General features: G+C 70.5%; 19 protein-coding genes. 13 read left to right on the top strand and 6 right to left on the bottom strand.

All coding sequences use genetic code 11. From position 1 onward, the window contains the following. Nucleotides 1–10 precede the first annotated feature (10 nt). Nucleotides 11–568 carry a GNAT family N-acetyltransferase gene (locus tag AVL48_RS31180; protein WP_061988762.1) on the bottom strand — a complete coding sequence of 186 codons (558 nt, stop codon included), beginning with the start codon at nucleotides 566–568 and terminating at the stop codon, nucleotides 11–13. A 24-nt stretch (nucleotides 569–592) separates the two neighbouring features. Between AVL48_RS31180 and AVL48_RS31175 the strand changes: the two genes are divergently transcribed. The 9 genes from AVL48_RS31175 (at nucleotide 593) to AVL48_RS31135 (ending at nucleotide 7,848) form a co-directional block, all read left to right on the top strand. Beyond that, the gene (locus tag AVL48_RS31175; RefSeq protein ID WP_061988760.1) at nucleotides 593–1,279 is read left to right on the top strand and encodes a TVP38/TMEM64 family protein; all 687 of its coding nucleotides are present in this window, start codon (nucleotides 593–595) and stop codon (nucleotides 1,277–1,279) included. A gap of 180 nt (nucleotides 1,280–1,459) precedes the next feature. Beyond that, nucleotides 1,460–3,067, top strand: coding sequence for a serine/threonine-protein kinase (locus AVL48_RS31170; RefSeq protein WP_061988758.1), 1,608 nt, complete (start codon nucleotides 1,460–1,462; stop codon nucleotides 3,065–3,067). Nucleotides 3,068–3,140: 73 nt separating this feature from the next. Further along, nucleotides 3,141–3,446 (top strand): hypothetical protein, encoded by a 306-nt coding sequence (locus AVL48_RS31165; RefSeq protein WP_061988756.1) that lies wholly within the window; start codon nucleotides 3,141–3,143, stop codon nucleotides 3,444–3,446. A gap of 19 nt (nucleotides 3,447–3,465) precedes the next feature. Then, complete coding sequence (gene msrB, locus AVL48_RS31160; RefSeq protein ID WP_061988830.1) at nucleotides 3,466–3,888, top strand: peptide-methionine (R)-S-oxide reductase MsrB; 423 nt, start codon at nucleotides 3,466–3,468, stop codon at nucleotides 3,886–3,888. Between the two features lie 75 nt (nucleotides 3,889–3,963). Then, nucleotides 3,964–4,836, top strand: a complete 873-nt coding sequence (locus AVL48_RS31155; protein WP_061988754.1) for a TIGR04222 domain-containing membrane protein — start codon at nucleotides 3,964–3,966, stop codon at nucleotides 4,834–4,836. Continuing rightward, the gene (locus tag AVL48_RS31150) at nucleotides 4,829–5,623 is read left to right on the top strand and encodes a TIGR04222 domain-containing membrane protein (protein ID WP_158070242.1); all 795 of its coding nucleotides are present in this window, start codon (nucleotides 4,829–4,831) and stop codon (nucleotides 5,621–5,623) included. Before AVL48_RS31155 ends, AVL48_RS31150 begins: the two co-directional genes overlap by 8 nt. A 113-nt stretch (nucleotides 5,624–5,736) precedes the next feature. Then, nucleotides 5,737–6,699, top strand: a complete 963-nt coding sequence (locus AVL48_RS31145) for a TIGR04222 domain-containing membrane protein (protein ID WP_061988750.1) — start codon at nucleotides 5,737–5,739, stop codon at nucleotides 6,697–6,699. Further along, a complete protein-coding gene (locus AVL48_RS31140) occupies nucleotides 6,692–7,504 on the top strand; it encodes an MbnB/TglH/ChrH family RiPP precursor modification enzyme (RefSeq protein WP_061988748.1) in 813 nt (270 codons plus the stop codon). The genes AVL48_RS31145 and AVL48_RS31140 overlap by 8 nt, the downstream gene beginning before the upstream one ends. Beyond that, nucleotides 7,501–7,848: an SCO6045 C-terminal-like domain-containing protein gene (locus tag AVL48_RS31135; protein WP_061988746.1), complete on the top strand. Its 348-nt coding sequence runs from the start codon at nucleotides 7,501–7,503 to the stop codon at nucleotides 7,846–7,848. The genes AVL48_RS31140 and AVL48_RS31135 overlap by 4 nt, the downstream gene beginning before the upstream one ends. Before the next feature lie 103 nt (nucleotides 7,849–7,951). Here the strand turns inward: AVL48_RS31135 and AVL48_RS31130 are convergent, their stop codons facing one another. The 4 genes from AVL48_RS31130 to hemE are packed head-to-tail and all read right to left on the bottom strand — an operon-like array spanning nucleotide 7,952 to nucleotide 12,492. Beyond that, nucleotides 7,952–9,325, bottom strand: coding sequence for a CoA transferase (locus AVL48_RS31130; protein ID WP_425266140.1), 1,374 nt, complete (start codon nucleotides 9,323–9,325; stop codon nucleotides 7,952–7,954). Then, a complete protein-coding gene (gene hemQ, locus AVL48_RS31125; protein WP_061988743.1) occupies nucleotides 9,325–10,017 on the bottom strand; it encodes a hydrogen peroxide-dependent heme synthase in 693 nt (230 codons plus the stop codon). Before hemQ ends, AVL48_RS31130 begins: the two co-directional genes overlap by 1 nt. A gap of 25 nt (nucleotides 10,018–10,042) precedes the next feature. After that, entirely contained in the window at nucleotides 10,043–11,422 is a 1,380-nt protein-coding gene (gene hemG, locus AVL48_RS31120) for a protoporphyrinogen oxidase (RefSeq protein ID WP_061988741.1), read from the bottom strand. Beyond that, nucleotides 11,419–12,492 carry a uroporphyrinogen decarboxylase gene (hemE, locus tag AVL48_RS31115; protein WP_061988739.1) on the bottom strand — a complete coding sequence of 358 codons (1,074 nt, stop codon included), beginning with the start codon at nucleotides 12,490–12,492 and terminating at the stop codon, nucleotides 11,419–11,421. The genes hemG and hemE overlap by 4 nt, the downstream gene beginning before the upstream one ends. Before the next feature lie 88 nt (nucleotides 12,493–12,580). On the opposite strand from hemE, the gene AVL48_RS31110 reads away from it, so the two are divergent. From AVL48_RS31110 to AVL48_RS31100, 3 genes are all read left to right on the top strand, one after another. Continuing rightward, nucleotides 12,581–13,144, top strand: coding sequence for a DUF3000 domain-containing protein (locus tag AVL48_RS31110; RefSeq protein ID WP_037304423.1), 564 nt, complete (start codon nucleotides 12,581–12,583; stop codon nucleotides 13,142–13,144). A gap of 875 nt (nucleotides 13,145–14,019) precedes the next feature. Then, on the top strand, nucleotides 14,020–14,736 hold the full coding sequence (locus tag AVL48_RS31105) for a response regulator transcription factor (protein ID WP_034318331.1): 717 nt from the start codon (nucleotides 14,020–14,022) through the stop codon (nucleotides 14,734–14,736). 68 nt (nucleotides 14,737–14,804) lie between these two features. Further along, nucleotides 14,805–16,058 carry a ribonuclease D gene (locus AVL48_RS31100; RefSeq protein ID WP_061988737.1) on the top strand — a complete coding sequence of 418 codons (1,254 nt, stop codon included), beginning with the start codon at nucleotides 14,805–14,807 and terminating at the stop codon, nucleotides 16,056–16,058. A 19-nt stretch (nucleotides 16,059–16,077) separates the two neighbouring features. Here the strand turns inward: AVL48_RS31100 and AVL48_RS31095 are convergent, their stop codons facing one another. Next, nucleotides 16,078–16,734: a TetR/AcrR family transcriptional regulator gene (locus tag AVL48_RS31095; protein WP_061988735.1), complete on the bottom strand. Its 657-nt coding sequence runs from the start codon at nucleotides 16,732–16,734 to the stop codon at nucleotides 16,078–16,080. 176 nt (nucleotides 16,735–16,910) lie between these two features. On the opposite strand from AVL48_RS31095, the gene AVL48_RS31090 reads away from it, so the two are divergent. Then, a complete protein-coding gene (locus AVL48_RS31090) occupies nucleotides 16,911–18,377 on the top strand; it encodes an amino acid permease (RefSeq protein ID WP_061988733.1) in 1,467 nt (488 codons plus the stop codon). The last annotated feature ends 7 nt before the right edge of the window (nucleotides 18,378–18,384 follow it).

The following is an 18,384-nucleotide window of genomic DNA, read 5'->3' as shown; positions in this document are numbered from 1 at the left end:
GTATCGCCGATCAGGGCCGGGGATCCGTCTTCAGAACGGCCATCGTGATGACGTCATGCCATTCGCCGTCCCACCACAGCGCTTGCCGCTGGATCCCCTCGCGGACGAATCCGCATTTCTCGTACACGCGCCGGGCCCGCGGGTTGTGGGCGAAGACCTCAAGCGATACCCGGTGCAGGCCGACGACGTCGAACGCGTAGTCCAGCAGGAGCTTCGTCGCCTCGGTGCCGTACCCCTTCCCGAAGACGTCCGGGCCGGTCAGCGCGATCCGGAAGCCCCCGGAGCGGTTGTGTTCGTCGATGTCGGACAGCACCACGTCGCCGAGATAGGCACGGTCTTCCTTGCGGAGGATCGCGTAATCCGCGCGGTCTTCGAGCCCCGGCCGCGATGCCAGGAACCGGTGGATCTGTTCCTCGGTGAACTTCGTGTGGGTGCCGGTGAGCCGGATGACCTCGGGGTCTCGCACCGCCTCCCAAGCGGCTGCGAAGTAGGAATCGTCGAGCTGCGCCAGTACGACGTTCTCGCCGTCGAGTTCGGGTTGCGTCCGCAACGCCTCGGTGTCGATCACAGCGGATACCGTACGGTTGACGCGGTGTCCGGCCGTACCAAATTAATCCTCGCGCTCACCGTGCTCGTCCTTTTCGTGACGGCCGCGGTACTGCTCCCCATCCCCAGCCCGGCCGGGCTGCGGGCCTGGGCGGCCGCGACCGGTCCGGCGACCCCGCTGGTCTTCTTCCTCGTCTATTCGGTGCTCACCGTCGCGCCGATCCCGCGGACGGTGTTCAACCTGGCCGGTGGGCTGCTGCTCGGCACCACGACGGGCATCGTCGTCGGGATCCTGGCGACCACGGTCGCCTCCGGGCTCTCGTTCGGCCTCGCGAGGGCACTCGGACGCGACCTCGTCACCCGGCATCTGCACCGCGCCCGGGTCCGCGCGGTCAACGACCGGCTTTCCGACGGCGGTGTCCTGGCGATCACGTCCCTGCGACTGATCCCGATGGTGCCGTTCGCTCCGCTGAGTTATCTGTGCGGAGTGTCCTCCGTCCGTTTCGCCCCGTATCTGCTCGGGACCGCGCTCGGCAGCCTTCCCGGCACGGTCGCGGTCGTCGTCCTCGGCGACGCCCTCACCGGGGAAACCCCGCCCGCCCTGCTGATCTGTTACGCCGTGTTCGCCGCGGCGGGGGCCATCGGACTGGTGAAGGTCTTCCGGCGGAAAGCCCGCCGGGTGCCCGAACCGGACGGGCGGGAAGAATCACGCGCCTCCGCACCGGCGAGCTGACGGGGAGCCGAAACCACCGCCCGCTACACTCGATCGGGTGCGCGGGACCTGTCAGGCCGCGTAGCGCCACCATCACCCGGGATGTGTTCGTCAAAGAATGTGTCAGGAGCAGTCGCCATCGACACCGGTCAGCTGATCGCTGGGCACTACCGCCTGGTCGAGCAAATTGGTAGCGGTGCCATGGGGGTGGTCTGGCGCGCCATCGACGTCCGCCTCGAGCGCTCGGTGGCGGTCAAGCAGATTCTCCCGCAGCCGGGTGTCTCCGAAGCCGAACGCGACAACATGCGCCAGCGCGCCATGCGCGAGGCGAAGAACGCGGCCCGCTTCCAGCATCCGAACGCGATCGTGGTGTTCGACATCGCCGAGCACGGCGGCGACCCCTGCCTGGTGATGGAGTACCTGAACGGCCCGAGCCTCTCGGCGATCATCTCCGAGGAGGGCACGCTGCCGCTGGGCCGCGTCGCGAAGATCGGCGAGCAGGTGGCGTCGGCGCTGGTCGCCGCGCATCGCGCCGGGATCGTGCACCGCGACGTCAAACCGGGGAACATCCTGATCGACGAGTCGGGTACCGCGAAGATCACCGACTTCGGCATTTCCCGCGCGGCGGGCGACATGACGCTGACCCAGACGGGCCTTATCGGCGGCACCCCGGCCTATCTCGCGCCCGAACTGGCGCGCGGTTCCGATCCGGTGCCCAGCTCCGACGTCTTCGCGCTCGGCGCGACGCTCTACCAGGCGATCGAAGGTCAGACGCCGTACGGGAACAGCTCCAACCAGCTCGCGCTGCTGTACGCGGCCGCGAACGGCCAGATCAACCCGCCGCAGCAGGCGGGTGCCGCGACGGCGCTGCTGATGAGCCTCCTGCGCACCGAACCGACCGAGCGGCCGACCATGGCCGAGGCCAGGGAGCGGCTCGCCGCGCTGGCGGCGAGTGAATCCGCCGCGGGAACGGTGTCGTCGCCGCGGCTTTTCGGAGCCGGTGGCGGTAGACAGCCCGCCGCGCCCGAGACGCCGGGACGCGGCCTTCCCGGCGGGGACCGTCCGCCCTGGCAGCGGGTCGATCCCCCGGCCCAGCCCGCCACGACGCCGGCCCCACCGACGCCCGCCAAGCAGCACACGCCGACCGCCGCGTTCATCCCGATGCGTTCACCGGCGGCTCCGCCCAACACGCCGCCGCGCCCGGTCGCCGCGGTATCCCCGCCGCCGTCCGCGGCCGCCCCGATGCGGCCGTCCCCGGCCAAACCCGCCGACGGCAAGCGCAAGGCCGCCCTGTTCGCGGGCGCCGGTGCCGCGGTCGTGGTGATCGCCGTGATCGTGTTCCTGGTGCTCAATTCGGGCAACGGCGGGACCAACCAGGGGCCCGCCGACGCGGGCGCGAATCCGCGGCCCAGCAGCTCGGTCTCCAAATCGGCTCCCCCGTCTTCCTCACGCGCGGCCCCGGCCGGGCTGGGGAAGACCGAGAGCGAGAAGATCACGAACTTCTCCAGCGTCGGTCAGTTCGTCCTGGGCTTCTTCGACACCAACACGATCGGGACGCCGGCGAGCTGGAACATGCTGACCGACGCCGCGAAGGCCGTGTACGGCTCGGAGCAGGCTTTCGCCGATTACTGGGCCGCTCACAAGGTCACCGGCGCCAAGCAGGCGCACGCGGACAGCGGCGGCGGTAACCCCGACGGTTCGATCGACATGAACGTGACGGTCAACAACGGTCCTCGCCCGGCGCTGCGCGTGATCCAGTCCGGCGGGCAGTACCTCATCGACGCGGACACGCGCGTACTCGGTCCGTGACCCGCTGTGGCGGGGGTGAGACCCGCCTCGCCGGTGGTAGGACAAACGCCGCTCGTGGCTTACTGTTGCTTTCATGGCCGATAGCGGACCTTTCGGACCTGGCCAGAATCCTCGTTTCCGCGAGGACCTGGTAGGTCTCGACCCGTACGATCCCGAAGCCCGCGCCTTCGCCGAGCATCTGGACCGCATCGAACGCTGCGGCCCGAACTTCACCGTGGAAGCCTGCCTCGACGGTGTCTCCGATTTCGCCGACTCCAGCAACCGCCTCGGCGGTCTGCGCTGGTGGATTTCGGCGCTCGTCGTGATCCTCATCGTGCTCGGCGTGATGGTCACCGCATGGGACATCATCGGCCGGGCCATCGCCTGGCTCGCGGGGTAACGTGGAACCGGTGAAAGGCATGAAACCCGTTGTCGGAGCCACGCCTCGCGTGGTCAAGTCCGAGCAGGAATGGCGGGAACAGCTCAGCCCCGAAGAGTACGCGGTGCTCCGCCAGGCGGGCACCGAGCGCCCCTTCACCGGTGAGTACACCGACGAGAAGACCGCCGGTGTCTACGAGTGCCGCGCCTGTGGTGCCGAACTGTTCCGCAGCGACACGAAGTTCGAGAGCCATTGCGGCTGGCCGTCGTTCTACGACCCGGCCGATTCCGACGCCGTCCTCCTCCGCGAGGACACCACCATGGGGATGCGCCGGATCGAGGTGCTGTGCAAGTCGTGCCACAGCCACCTCGGGCACGTCTTCGAAGGCGAGGGATACGCCACGCCGACGGATCAGCGGTACTGCATCAACTCGATCTCGCTGAAGCTCGTTCCCGAGTCGTAACCGACCGAAGCGAACCACCGCCCTCCCTGATGCGTTCCCGAGGAACAGGAACAGCGTCGGGGAGGGCGGTGTCTTATGCATGACCCTTGGGGAATCTCCGGACCGGCTTTCGCTTGGCTGTACGGTTGCCTGGTCGTCCTGCCGCTCTCGCTCGCCATGGCGCACGAGCTGTGGCTGCGTCGCGACACCGGCGCCAGGACGGTGCCCGGTCTCTATCACCTGGCCGCACTGGCGGACGGTGCCGAGCGGGTCACCGACACCGCCGTCGCCGGTCTGCTCGAACGGCACTTCCTGCGGCCCGACAGCCGCGGCATCCTGCACCCGGTCAAGCCGGTCCCGGCCGATCCGTTCCAGCGCGCGATCGTCTCGCTCGTGCACGGTCACGGGACCGGACTGCGCGAGCTGCGCTCGAAGATGGCACGACACGAGGCCGTCCGGGAGCTGCGCGCCGATCTGGAGCGGCGAGGCCTGCTTGTCCGCGAGAACCGCCGCCGTTGGGGCTGGCAGTACGCGCTCGCCGCGTACTTGGCCCTTTTCGCGCTGGGGATCGCGAGGCTGACGAACGCCGTACCGCTGAAGCGGCCGGTCGGCGCCCTCGTCATCCTGATCATCGGGGTGGCCGGTGCGATCGGCCTGACCGTGTGGCGGCAATGGCCGGACCGCTCGGGCCGGGCGACCGCCGCGGGCGGCCTGGCCTTCCACTACGGCCAGTGGGACCGCGCTCTGGCCCGCACTGCGACCGGGCAGGTCGCCCTCCACGGGTTGCGGGCCTTCCCCGACCAGGTCGTCGCGGTCACGCTGATCAAGACCGGCGGAACGAGGGGCAGGCTGTTCGCCGGCACGGCGAGTACCTGCGGTGGAGGCGCGTCGTACGCCGTCGGTTCCGGGGGCTGCGGTGGCGGAGGCTCATCCTGTGGTAGTGGCGGAGGAGGTGGTTGTGGTGGCTGAAGCCTGGGGTATCTCAGGGCCGGACTTCTGGTGGCTCTACGCACTGGCGATCGCGCTTCCCTTCACCATCGCGGGGCTGCACGCGTTGTGGCTCCGGCGCGGCTTTCACGATGGCGAAAAGCTGCCGACCGTGCACCATGTGGCGGCTCTGGCGGGCGGCACCGCGCGGGTCACCGACACGGTGGTCGCCGCGATGCTCGAACGCGAACAGGCCCGGCTCGGTGGTTCGGGCAGGCTCTACCGCACGCCGTTGATCCCGGTCGACCCGCTGGGACAGGAACTCGCCGGTGCGCTCTCCGCGACACCCGACCACCGGCTGCGGGAGTGGATGAGCCGCGGGCCGGCGATGCGGGCGTTGTGGGCCGACTTGGGTCGCCGCGGCCTGGTTGTCCGGGAAGGGCGACGGCGGCTCTGGTGGAGGATCGCCGCCGTTGGCTACGCCGTGCTTCTGGCGATCGGAACGGCCAGGTGGTTCGCCGGCGACGGCGGCGGAATCCTGAGCGCGCTTCTTGTCGTCACCCTGGTTCTGCTGATCGTGACCCTCCGGTTCGGGCGGACCGACTACCAGGGCAGGACGACCATCGCGGGCCGCGAGGTGCTAGCCGAGGCGAAGACGGATCGGAGCCTGGTCGCGGGTGCGGCGGGCACGGTGGCTCTCCGCGGCGTCGCCGCGTATCCCGATCGTGAAGTCGCCCGCATCCTGAGCCGCCACGCCGGACCACCCGGCAAGGACACTCGCGCCTTCGCCTGGGGAGACGGGATCGGGACGGACACCGGCGGCTTGTGACGGCCCAACTGCCGTGGTGAAGGCCCACCCCCGATGTTCGAATCACGGAACCACGACCGGACGGAAAGACGTCCGACTACGGTAACTGCACCTGCTCGCGAAAGGCCCGTGCGATGAAAGACACCTGGGGCATTCCCGGACCTGCTTTCCTGGCTGTCTATGCCGTGTTGCTGGTGCTGCCACTGCTCGTCGGTCTTCTGTGGACGATCGCGGTCAGGGTGGGCCGTAAGGCACCCCGCGCCGCGGTGAGCGGCCCGGAACCGACGGTGTACGAACTCGCCTTTCTGGCGGGCGGCCCGGACCGTGTGGTCGACACGGCCATCGCGGCGCTGGTCGAACGCGGGACACTGCGGGTCAGCAGCTCGAAGCAGCTGCAGCTGACGGGCCCCATGCCCGCGGACCCGATCGAGAAGGCCGTCGCCAAAGGGGCGAAGCCCGGCTACAACGCCACGACCCGCGGCATGCGCGACCGCCTGCGGATGTCGGGACCGATGCAGGCGCTCGCCAAGGACCTGGAAGCGCGCGGGCTCGTGGTCGCGGACCGGGCGCCTCGGGTCCGCCAGGTCGTGTACTTCCTGTATCTCGCCGTGCTCGTGCTCGGGGTGGTGCGCCTGATCGCCGGGATCTCCAGTGACCACCCCGTCGGTTTCCTCGTCCCGCTGCTGATCGCGGCCGGCTTCGCGACACTGGTCGCCCGCGCCGTCAAGAACAAGAGGCCGGGCCCGCGCCCGACCGGCGAGGGCGACCGGGTCCTCCACCGGGCCAGGTCCGCCCACGGCCGGGAGCGCAAGCGCGCAGCCCCCGACGGGAGCGCGGTGGGTGGCGCGATGCTGGGCGGTGCGGTGCTCGGCGGCGCCGCGGCGGCGGTCGCGTTCGGCGGTCTCTCCTACTACCCCGACGAGGAACTGAGCGAGGCCCTCATCCCGCCCCCGGTCCCGGGTGGTTTCGGCGGTGGTTCGTCCGGTGGTGGCGGGTCCTCGTGCGGGAGCAGCAGTGGCGGAAGTTCGTGCAGCAGCGGTGGAAGCTCGTGCAGCAGCGGCGGGAGTTCCTGCGGAGGCGGGGGCTGCGGTGGCTGACCGGCCGGCGCACCTCGGGATCGGGATCGGCTGGCGGCACGAGCTGGACCTGTCGATCGCGCGGCTGCCCGGCGTCGACTGGGTCGAGGTCGTCGCCGAGAACCTGCACGCCGGACATCTCCCGGAAACCCTGGTCGCGTTGCGGGACAAGGGAATCCCCGTTCTGCCGCACGCGGTCTCCCTGTCACTGGGCGGGGCCGAGCCGCTGGACACCGTCCGCGTCGAGCGGCTCGCGGAGATCACCCGCGAGCTCGGCGCGCCGATGGCCAGCGACCACGTCTGCTTCGTCCGCGCGGGCGGCCTCGACTCAGGCCATCTGATGCCGCTCCCCCGCACCCGGGAAGCGCTCGATGTCTTGGTGGACAACGTCAAACTGACGCAGTCCATCGTGGACGTCCCGTTCGCGCTGGAGAACATCGCGGCGGTACTGGAGTGGCCGGACGCGGAGTTCACCGAGTCGGAGTTCCTGCGGGAGCTGACGGAGCGGACCGGTTGCCTGCTGATCATCGACGTCGCCAACCTGTACGCCAACGCCCGCAACCTCGGCACCGATGCCGAGCGGTTCCTCGACGAGATCCCGTGGGAGCGGCTGGCGTACACGCATATGGCCGGCGGCGTCGAACGCGACGGCGTCTACCACGACACGCACGCCCATCCGGTGGTCCCGGAGGTACTGGACCTGCTGCGCGAACTGCGGCGGCGCACCGAGCCGCCAGGCGTGCTGCTGGAACGCGACGACGACTACCCGCCCGACAGCGAACTGGCGGCCGAACTGGCCGCGCTGCGGGAAGCGGTCTCACCGTGACCTCGCCCCGGGAGCGGCTCGCCGGGCAACAAGCTCAGCTGCTCAAGGCACTCCTCGCCGGGGGCGAGGCCCCGGCCGGTTTCGACGCGGGCAGGCTCCATATCGAAGCGAATGTCTTGCGGAACAAGCAAAGCAGGCTGGCCGCCTACCTGCGGCCCGACCTCGCGGAAACCCTCGGTGACCGATTCGGGGCGCTCTTCCGCGAGTACGCGGCGAGCCACCCGAAGACCGACGCCATCCGCGCGCGGGCCTACGCGGACGCTTTCGGCACGTGGCTCGTGGAGCGTGGCGAGGTGCCGAAGCCCCCGGGGCGCTTGGCGAGGTGGCTACGGCGCGGTTCGTGACGGGTGCGGCGGACGTGGCCGGGCCGTGAAGGCCTCCTTCCCTACTCTCAAGGTAGGGAAGGAGGCCTTCACGGACTTTCCGGCCTTGGTGCCCAGCGGTCAGTCAGACACCGGTGTTGTTCCACGACGCGGGGTCGCTGCCCGGCACGTGCGTCGCTTCTGTCCACTGTGGATTCGCTCCGGGCAGCACGCCCGGCATCCTGACGCGGGTCAGCCGTCCGAGTTGACTGCCGACGTCCTCCAGCCACTCGGTCCCGTCGAAGCCTGCGGGGCCGGGTTCCTTGCGCCCCAAGGAGTCCAGCCACTGCCCGGTGCCGGCCAGCGAGGTACGGACGTGCCAGCTGCCGCCCTCGGTCATCGCCCGGCGCAGGGCGGTCATGATCGCCGCCGCGGTGAGCCAGCCGGTTGCGTGGTCGAGCGCCTGCACCGGCAGCGGTCCCGGGACGTCGAGCCCGGCGGCCTTCCCGCCTTCGTCGGCGATCCCCGACGCCATCTGCACCAGGCTGTCGAACCCGCGCCTGCGCGCCCACGGCCCTTCCCAGCCGTAGGCCGACAGGTCCGCGACCACGATCCCCGGATGGAGTTCGGCGAGTGTCTCCGGCGAGAAACCCTTGGCCACCAGCGACCCCGGCCGGAAACCCTGCAGGACGACGTCGGCGCGGGCGATCAGCTTCCGCAGCCGCGCGCGGCCTGCCTCGGATTCGAGGTCGACGTACGCCGAGCGCTTGCCCATCCCGGTGTCGACCGCCAGCGGCGGCACGGTCGGCAGGTTCGCCGAACCGACGTGCAGCACGGTCGCGCCGTGCGCGGCGAGCACCCGGCCCGCGACCGGTCCGGCGATGACATGCGTCAGTTCCAGGACCCGCACGCCGCCCATCGGCCGGTCGGACTCGAAGAGCCGGCGGGGTTCCGACGGGCCGAGCGGCCGGATCTCGGCGATCGGCAGCGCGGACGATGCCTGCCCTTGCTTGTGCGCCAGCCACTCCTCGCGGGAGCGCATCACGGCCGCGGCACCGCCGGCGCCGATCACCGCGGACTCGACCTCGTACTTCGACTTGGCCGCGACGACCTTCTCGAACGCCGCGCGGGTCGCGGGCACGCCGAGACCCCAGCACACGGCCGCGACGTGCCGCGGGTAAGTGCAGTGCAGCCGTACCCAGCCGTCGTTCGCGCGGTAGTCGCCGGACAGCGGCGCGCTGAACGGCACCGGCTCCCCGTCGACGCGGATGTACTGCTCGCTGTGGAACGAAGCCGCGGCGTGCCGGGTGTCGACCGAGACCCGGCCGGGCTCGATTCCCCGCACCCGCAACAGTTCCCCGGCCGCCAGCGTCGCCGCGGCGATACTCGACGTCGCCGCCTCCTCGACCCGGAAGATCCCGGGCAGCACGGACTCGGGCCCGGTGACCTCGACGGCGTCTTCGGCGAGCGTCTCGCCCGTGAGCGTGGTCCAGACGCGCGCGTCCACTGGGGCGTTCACTAGGGCAGCAGGGCGATCAGCTCGGCGGGGGTCACCTTGGTCCCGGTGTAGAACGGGATCTCCTCCCGCACGTGGAGGCGGGCCTCGGTGCCGCGCAGGTGGCGCATCAGGTCGACGATGCGGTGCAGCTCGTCGGCCTCGAAGGCCAGGATCCACTCGTAGTCGCCCAGCGCGAACGACGCGACCGTGTTGGCGCGGACGTCCGGGTAGTCGCGGGCCTCCTTGCCGTGGTCGGCGAGCATCTTGCGGCGCTCGTCGTCGGGCAGCAGGTACCACTCGTAGGACCGCACGAACGGATAGACGCAGATGAACTTGCGGGCCTCTTCACCGGCGAGGAACGCCGGGATGTGGCTCTTGTTGAACTCCGCCGGGCGGTGCAGCGCGACCTGGCTCCACACCGGCGCCGAAGCGCGGCCGAGCGGGGTGTGCCGGAATCCGCTGTAGGCGGCCTGGACCTGCTCGATCTCCTCGGCGTGCCACCAGATCATGTAGTCGGCGTCGGCCCGCAGCCCCGAAAGGTCGTAGACGCCGCGGACGACGACGCCCTTGGCCTCCAGCGCGTCGAGGTACTCGGTGGTCTCCGCGGTCGCCCGCGCGCGGTCGTCACCGAGCTTCCCCTGCTCGGCCCGGAAGACCGACCAGGCGGTGTAGCGGATGGTGTCATTGAGCTCGTTGTAGTTCAGCCGCGCCATACCGCCATCTTGGCACTGCCGGTGCTCAGGAGCCCTCGTGGGTCGGTGTGATCCCGGCGATGCGCCGGGCGGCCGCGTCGGCGGTGGCGATACACGCCGGGAGGCCGACGCCGTGCAGTGTCGCGCCCGCCACGGCGAGCCCGGGGACGGCCGCGACGGCGCGTTCGATCCGCTCGACCCGCACGAGGTGACCGGTGCCGTACTGCGGGAGCCCGCCGCCCCATCGGGTCACCAGGGCGTCGATCGGCTCGGCCGTGACACCGGTCAGCCGGGCCAGGTCGTCGCGGACCACGCGCACGAGTTCGCCGTCGTCGGCGTGCAGGGCTCCCGGTTCGCCGAAGCGGCCGACCGAGCCACGCACCAGCACCGGGCCTTCGCCGTATTGCGCCCACTTGCGGGAGGAGAAAGTGAACGCCTTGGCGGCGAACGGCTTCCCGGCCGCGTCCCGCTCCCCGGCGCCGATCAGCACCCCGGACGACTCCGGCAGCGCGGTCCCCGGCGGGAGCGCGAGCGCGACCACCGCCATCGACGCGAGTTCGACCTTCGCGAACACCGACGAGGCGACTCCCGCGACACCGTCGAGCAGCCGCCGCGCCGAAGGAGCCGGGACGGCGAGGAGGACGGAGTCGGCTTCGAGGTCGTCGACCTGCCAGCCGGTGGCGGTGCGTTCGAGCGCCGTCACGGTGGTCCCGGTCCGGATCTCGGCGCGGGACAGCTCCGCGAGCCGGGCGATCAGCGTGCCGAGGCCGCCCAGCAGGGTACCGAAGACCGGCGCCGTACTCGGCGAGGCGGGCATGAGGGACGCGGCGCCTTCGGTGAGCGAGCGTGCGCCGCGATCGATCGCCGACGCGAGACCGGGCATGGTCGCGCGCAGGCCGAGCCCGTCCGCTCCCCCGGCGTAGACCCCGCCCAGCAGCGGGTCGACGAGCCGGTCGACCAGTTCGTCGCCGAACCGCTCCCGCAGCAGCGGGCCGAGCGGCACGTCATCGGCGGGTAGTTCCAGCGGAGATAAGGAGGCCTCGGCCTCGACCAGGGCCCGGCCCTTCTCCGACAGCACCCCCGCGACCGCGTCGGCCGAGGCGGGAACGCCCATGACCGTGCCCGGTGGCAGGCCGAGCACCGAACCGCCGGCGTGGATCTTCGCCCGGGCCTTGGTGGGATGGACCAGGCTTTCGCCCAGCCCGACCTCGCGGACCAGGGCAATTGCCTCAGGACGGCGGGCGAGGAAGGCCTCCGCGCCGACGTCGTAGCGTTCCCCGGCGAGCTCGACCGTGCGGAGCTTCCCGCCGAGCGACTCCGTCGCCTCGAAAACGACGATCCGAGCGTCTTCGCCGAGTAACGTCCGGAGGCGGTAGGCCGCGGTCAGTCCCGAGATACCGCCCCCGACGACGGCGACGGTCTTCACGGCTGGAGCTCGTGCACCAGCCCGACCACGCGCGTCAGTACGTCGGGGTCGACGCCGGGCAGCACGCCGTGGCCGAGGTTGAAGATGTGACCGTCGGCCGCGCGGCCTTCGGCGTGAATGCGCCGGACCTCCGCTTCGAGCACCGGCCAGGACGCGTGCAGCAGCGCCGGGTCGAGGTTGCCCTGCACGACCCCGCCACCGAGCCGCCGGACGGCTTCGTCGAGCGGGATGCGCCAGTCGACGCCGACCACGTCGGCGCCCGCGTCGCGCATGGCCACCAGCAGCTCGCCGGTGCCGACACCGAAGTGGATCCGCGGCACGCCGTACGCGGCGACCGCGGACAGCACCTTCGCCGAATGCGGCAGGACGAACTCGCGGTAGTCCCGCTCCGAGACCGCTCCCGCCCACGAGTCGAACAGCTGGATCGCGTCGGCCCCGGCGTCCAGCTGGGCGGACAGGAAGGTGATCGCCATGTCCGCCAGGCGCCCGGCCAGCTCGTGCCACAACTCCGGCTCGGAGTGCATCAGCGCCTTGGTGTGCTCGTGGTTGCGGCTCGGCCCGCCCTCGATGAGATAGGACGCCAGGGTGAACGGCGCGCCCGCGAATCCGATCAGCGGCGTCTCGCCGAGCGATCCGACCAGCAGCCGGACGCCCTCGGCGACCCGCTCCACCTGCTCCGGGTCGAGGACCGGCAGCGCGCGCACGCCCGCGGTGTCGCGGATCGGCGCCGCCACGACCGGGCCGGTACCGGCGACGATGTCGATGTCGAGGCCCGCCGCCTTGAGCGGGACGACGATGTCACTGAAGAGGATGGCCGCGTCGACGCCGTGACGGCGGATCGGCTGGAGGGTGATCTCCGCGAGCATCTCGGGGTCGAAGCAGGCCTCGAACATGGAGGTGCCCTCGCGCAGCGCCCGGTACTCGGGCAGCGACCGGCCGGCCTGGCGCATGAACCACACGGGGGTATGGGCCGGGCGTTCGCCGCGCGCGGCGGCCAGGAACGGCGAGCCGGGCAGGGCGCGACGGGCCGCCGGGACGATCTGCGCGGGAGAAGCAGCTGAAGGAGACATCACGGTTCATGGTGCCATGGGCGCTCAGCGGCCTTGCTCTCGGCGCGTCTGCGCCCCGAACCGGACTATCGCGTCCTACAGTCGGTTGGTGACCGCGATGACGTCAGTACCCGATCTCTTCCGTGAAGCCGTCGCGGCGTTGCAATCGGTCCGGCCCCGTCCCGAAGTGCAGCTGGAGACGATGCGCCCGCCGCAGCGCCTCGCGCCGTGGTCGTATGCGGTGAGCTGCGAGGTGGAGGGGCCCGCGGACGTGCTGGCGTCGGGACGGCTGGTGCTGCTGCACGACCCGGACGGCCAGGAGGGCTGGGACGGTGTCCTGCGGCTGGTCATGTACGTCCGCGCGGAACTCGACCGGGAACTGGCCACCGATCCCTTCCTGCCCGCCGTGGGCTGGTCGTGGCTGACCGACGCGCTGGAAAGCTCCGGCGCGGAGTGGACGGCGCTGGGCGGCACGGTCACCGAGACGTCGTCGGCCCGCTTCGGCGACATCTCCGGGCCCGCGCGCACCGACGATCTGGAACTGCGGGCGTCCTGGACGCCGACCGACGCCGCCCTGCGGCCGCACGGGCAGGCCTTCTGTCAGGTGATGGCGAGCGTCGTCGGGCTGCCTCCGGTCGGCGTGACCCTCTTCGGGCAACGCCAGTCCTCCTGAGCCGGGCCGCCTCCTGAAGGCCGCCGCGTGTCCCGACACGCCGGAATCCCACTAATCGAGACATAGCATTCGGGTTATTTTGCGATGCCCGGTCAGCTAGCACTGCTAGGAAAGCTAGCGATACTAAAGGTCCCTTGCTCTCCCGCCCGAACCGGGGCCAGCTGTACATGAAGGACCCCTTCATTGCGCCTAGCGCAAGCAAGGGGACCTTCATGTACTCGCGAGCCCCTGCGAAGCACCCGTAGACGCCTTCACTTACGCCGTTCGCGCGACCCTGAGAGCGCCCGGACGCCGCCGAGACCGCCCACAGGGCCATCTGGACTAGACCAGCCCCGACCAGCGGAGAGCGGGCGGCACAGAGGTCTGGACCACCCCGTTCGTGCTACGCACAGTGTCACGGACCGCAACACGATCAAGTCGGCCGGAGCAGGCCCTCCCGGCCCCTCGATCTGATTCCGGAGCGTTACCGTCATCGTCACCGAGTGAAGCGATCATGACGCTCCGCGAAGTTGATCAAGCCCCACGCCGGAGGGGTTTTCCGCCCTGCGCCGCACCGCCGTCCAGCGGTACCGGGAAGAGGCACCGGCAGGTGCACGACCCATCTGCACAGTCGGTCGGGCCCCGGTAACTGAAGTCCATCGCGTTCATTTGGCGATGTGTTAGCCACCCGCAGTGTACTAGCCCGATCGTGTTACAACGAACTCCCTGAGTAATTACTGGTTTGAGATAGATACCCGTTCGATCCCCCCGCGAAGGCCTCAGGGCGGCTACAGTGCCATCGACGACACCACTTTCGGTCTAAAGCTGGCGCGGCTGAACGGCCGAAAGTCCCGGTGCCGGTCGGGGGGCACGACCGACTCCAGGGAGGTAGTGACGTGGCTACCGTCGGCATTTCTCAGGCCGTCCGATCCACGCCAGCCGGTTCATTGCCGGCGAGCATGGTTCCGCACCCGCGGGAAGAGCTTTTTTCCGTGTTGGTGGTCGATGACCACCCGCTGTTGAGGGAGGCAATCTCAGCAAGACTCGCACAGATGGGTGCGGGCACCGTTCACGAGGCCGCCACGGTGGCCGAGGCGAGAGCGCGAGCACAGGCCACTGGGCCTTGTGACCTGGCGATCCTCGATCTCGGACTGCCGGATGGCAGTGGCATCGAGCTGGTTACGGAACTCCGTAGCCATGGCTGGCCTCGAGTAGTGGTGCTCGCTTCATCAGACGACCCGTACGCGGTCAGGTCGGCGTTCCAGGCCGGCGCCCAGGCATACCTGCTCAAGTCGGCATCGCCGGTCGTTGTGACCGACGGCGTCCGCAGGGTGCTCGAGGGCGGCGTCTACGCGGACCCGAGCGTCGCACCGGTCCTGGCCACCGGCACCCGAGTCGCCGGCACCGACAACACCCCGCGCGAGCTTTCGGCGCGCGAGGTCGAGGTGCTGCAGCTCGTCGCCGACGGCCAGTCCAACAAGGAGATCGGTGAGGAACTCAGCCTCTCCGCTCTCACCGTGAAGTCTCACCTCTCCCGCATCGGGCGCAAGCTCGGCACGGGCGACCGGGCTCAGATGGTGGCGCTGGCCATGCGTGCCGGCGTGATCCGCTGACAAAGGCGAACTGCCCTGCGGGGCGGGCGGACCAGGCGCGGTCCGCTCGTCCCGTAGGGTCTTCACCTATGGAAGGCGACCGACCAGGAGAATCACAGGCAGACTCGACGCCCGGTGCACCGGTTCTGCTACGCGAGCCATCCGAGGGCACTCCACCGGTGATCGCCGACGCGACCGCCCTCGCCGAAGCCTGCGCGAAGATCGCGGGCGGCAGCGGGGCCATCGCGGTGGACACCGAACGCGCGTCCGGCTACCGGTACTGGCCCAAGGCCTACCTGGTGCAGCTGCGCCGCGAAGGCGCCGGCTCTTTCCTCATCGACCCCATTCCGCTCGAAGGGCAGTTAGCACCCCTCGCGGAAGTACTCAACGACGCCGAATGGGTGCTGCACGCGGCCTCACAGGACCTGCCGTGCCTCGCCGAACTCGACCTGCGCCCGAAGAGCCTGTTCGACACCGAACTCGCCGGACGGCTCGCCGGGTACGAACGGGTCGCCCTCGGCACCCTCGTCGAACTCCTCCTCGGCTACCAGCTGGAGAAGGGGCACAGCGCCGCCGACTGGTCGAAGCGTCCGCTCCCGGTCGACTGGCTCAACTACGCCGCCCTCGACGTAGAGCTGCTCATCGAGCTGCGCGAGAAGCTCGAAGCCGATCTCGCCGCCCAGGGCAAGCTCGAATGGGCCCAGCAGGAATTCGAGGCCGTCCGCACCGCGCCGCCGCCCGCCCCGCGGGCCGAGCCGTGGCGCCGGACGTCGGGGGTGCACAAGATCCGCAGCGCCCGCGGCCTCGCCGCGGTGCGCGAGCTGTGGCAGGCCCGGGACGAACTCGCCCGCAAACGCGATCGGGCACCGAGCCGGATCCTGCCGGACAGCGCGATCATCAACGCCGTCACCGCGGACCCGAAGACCGTCGACCAGCTGCAGGCGCTCCCGGTGTTCAGCGGCCGGGTCCAGCGCAAGTACACCGCGAGCTGGCTACGGCACCTGCAGAACGCCCGCTCGCTCCCGGCCGACGAGCTGCCGACCCCGGCCCAGCAGACCGACGGCCCGCCGCCGGTGAACCGCTGGTCCGACAAGGATCCCGACGCCGCCGCCCGGCTTTCGGCCGCCCGTGCCGCCCTCGCCGCGATCGCCGAGGAGCGCCAACTGCCGGTGGAGAACCTGCTGCTGCCGGAACTCGTGCGCCGCACCTGCTGGCGTCCGCCCGCCGACCTGAGCGAGGACTCGGTCGCCAACACCCTTCGCGACGGCGGCGCCCGGCCGTGGCAGATCGAGCTGGCCGCGGCGGCGCTGAGCAAGGCCCTGCACGCCACCGCGGCCGCCTGACGGAAGCCGCTCGGTCCCCTCAGTCCCCCAGCAGGGCCCGGGCCGAAGTGCGCAGACCGGTGTCCGGTTCCCCGAGACCGGCGAGCCTCAGGACGCTGTCCGCGCCTTCGACGGCGTGCGCCTCGACGTCCAGGTCCGGGCGGTCGCGCCGGACGATCGCGATGCTTTCGACGAGCCCGAACACCAGGTCGGTCCGGATGCCCGCGCGGTCACCGGGAACTCCCACCGCGGTGACGAGGGCGCCGTAGACGCGTTTGAGTTCCGCCCGTTCGGCCCGGAACCGCGCCAGCCTCGGCGAGGAGATCTCCGGTAGCAGGTACAGGGCGCCGAGGTTGTGCCGCGCGCTGCCGAGCAGGTGGATGTCCGCGTAGGCGAGCGCCCACAGCCGGACGCCGACCGGCGCGTGCACGGCCGAGAGCCCGCCCGCGACGTCGAGCGACGGCCGGACGGTGTCCTCCAGCAGTGCCGCGAGAATGTCCTCTTTGGACGGAAAGTGGTAGTAGAGCGACGCCTGGCGCAGGCCGGCGCGTTCGGCGATGGCCCGCGTGGTCGTCGCCGCGTATCCGGCGCCGGTGAACAGCTCCCCCGCCGCGTCCAGTACCGCGAGCCGCGCTTCCCGCTTGCTCGCCGCCGCGCCACTGGCCCTCGGTCTGCCCACCCCGGTCGTTTTCGTCATCTATCCGATCCTGCCATTTCTTCGCGGCGATCTTTGTTACGTCCGGCGGTCGGCTCAGGTTACCGAATCCGGTATCTGTTAACACCGCACTTACCGGGCGGAGACCAGAAGGACCTCGCACGCCCTTAATTTCGGTCAGCCGATCGAAATTCGGCCCTTCAGACAGGAGCCCCCGAATGCCCTCCGAAGACCTTTCCGCCTTCGGGTATCGCCAAGAACTCCGCCGGACGCTAGGCGGTTTCTCTGCCTTCGCCGCCGGTTTCTCCTTCGTTTCCATCCTGACCACGGTGTTTCAGCTGTTCGCCTTCGGCTATTCCTTCGGAGACACGCTCTTCTTCTGGACGTGGCCGCTCGTGCTCGCCGGCCAAATGCTCGTCGCGCTCAACTTCGCCGAACTCGCCGCCCGTTTCCCGCTGGCCGGATCCGTTTACCAGTGGGCGAAACACCTGTCGCCGGGATTCGGGGGCTGGCTCGCGGGCTGGATGATGCTGGTGGGCTGTGTCGTCGCGCTCGCCGCGGCCGCGATCGCGCTGCAGGTGGTGCTCCCCTCGGTCTGGAGCGGTTTCCAGCTCGTCGGCGGCGACCCGGCGGTCACGTCGCCGACCGGCGCCACCAACGCGGTCCTGCTCGGCGCCCTGCTGATCGTCTTCACCACGGCGGTCAACGCCGGCGGCGTGCGGCTCATTGCCCGCATCAACGACGTCGGGGTCGCGGCCGAACTCGTCGGCGTCCTGGTGCTGATCGCCGGCCTCGCGTTGTTCGCCGTCCGCGGTCCGCAGGTCGTGCTCGCGCCGGCCGGCGAAAGCCCCGGTGCGAGCGGAGTCCTCGCTTCGGCGCTCATGGCCGCGTACGTTCTCTACGGTTTCGACACCGCCGCCTCGGTCGCCGAGGAGACCAAGGACGCCCGCCGCACCGCCCCACGCGCCGTGCTCCGCGCGCTCCTGATCTCCGGGCTCGGCGGCCTCGCGGTCGTTCTCACCGCGCTGATGGCGGCACCGAGCCTGACCGACGGCCAGCTGGCAGGCAAGGGCCTGCCGTACGTGATCACGGCCGTCTTCGGCGACACCCTCGGCCGGATCTTCCTCGCCGACGTCGCGATCGCGGTCGTCGTCTGCACCCTGACCATCCAGACCGGCACCGTCCGGCTGATCTACGCGATGGCCCGCGACGGCGCGCTTCCCGGCGCCGAACGGCTTTCCGCGGTCAACGCCCGCACCGGCACCCCGGTCGCGCCCGCGATCCTGTCCGGGGCGCTCGCCATCGGCCTCCTGCTGGTGAATCTCGGGAATCCGACCATCTTCAGCACCATCACCGGGACTTCGGTGGTCGTGGTCTACCTCGCCTACCTCCTGGTGACCGGACCGCTGCTCGTGCGGCGCCGCCAGGGCCGGTTCACCGCCGAACCAGGCCATTTCTCGCTGGGCCGATGGGCTATTCCGGTCAACGTCGCGGCAGTAGGGTACGGCGCGATGATGATCGTCAACATCGCCTGGCCACGAGCCGCGATCTACGACCTGGCGGGCACCGGCTCCGTCTGGGTCCTGTTGTTCCCGATCGAGTTCGTCGGCGCCGCGCTGCTCACCGGCTACCTCTGCTGGCGCCGCCGCTCCGCGCTCACCACGGTTCCCGTCCCCACGATCTGAAGGAAGG

The organism is Amycolatopsis regifaucium, from assembly GCF_001613935.1.
GTDB lineage: Bacteria > Actinomycetota > Actinomycetes > Mycobacteriales > Pseudonocardiaceae > Amycolatopsis > Amycolatopsis regifaucium.
This window is presented reverse-complemented; position numbering and strand designations above follow the sequence as displayed.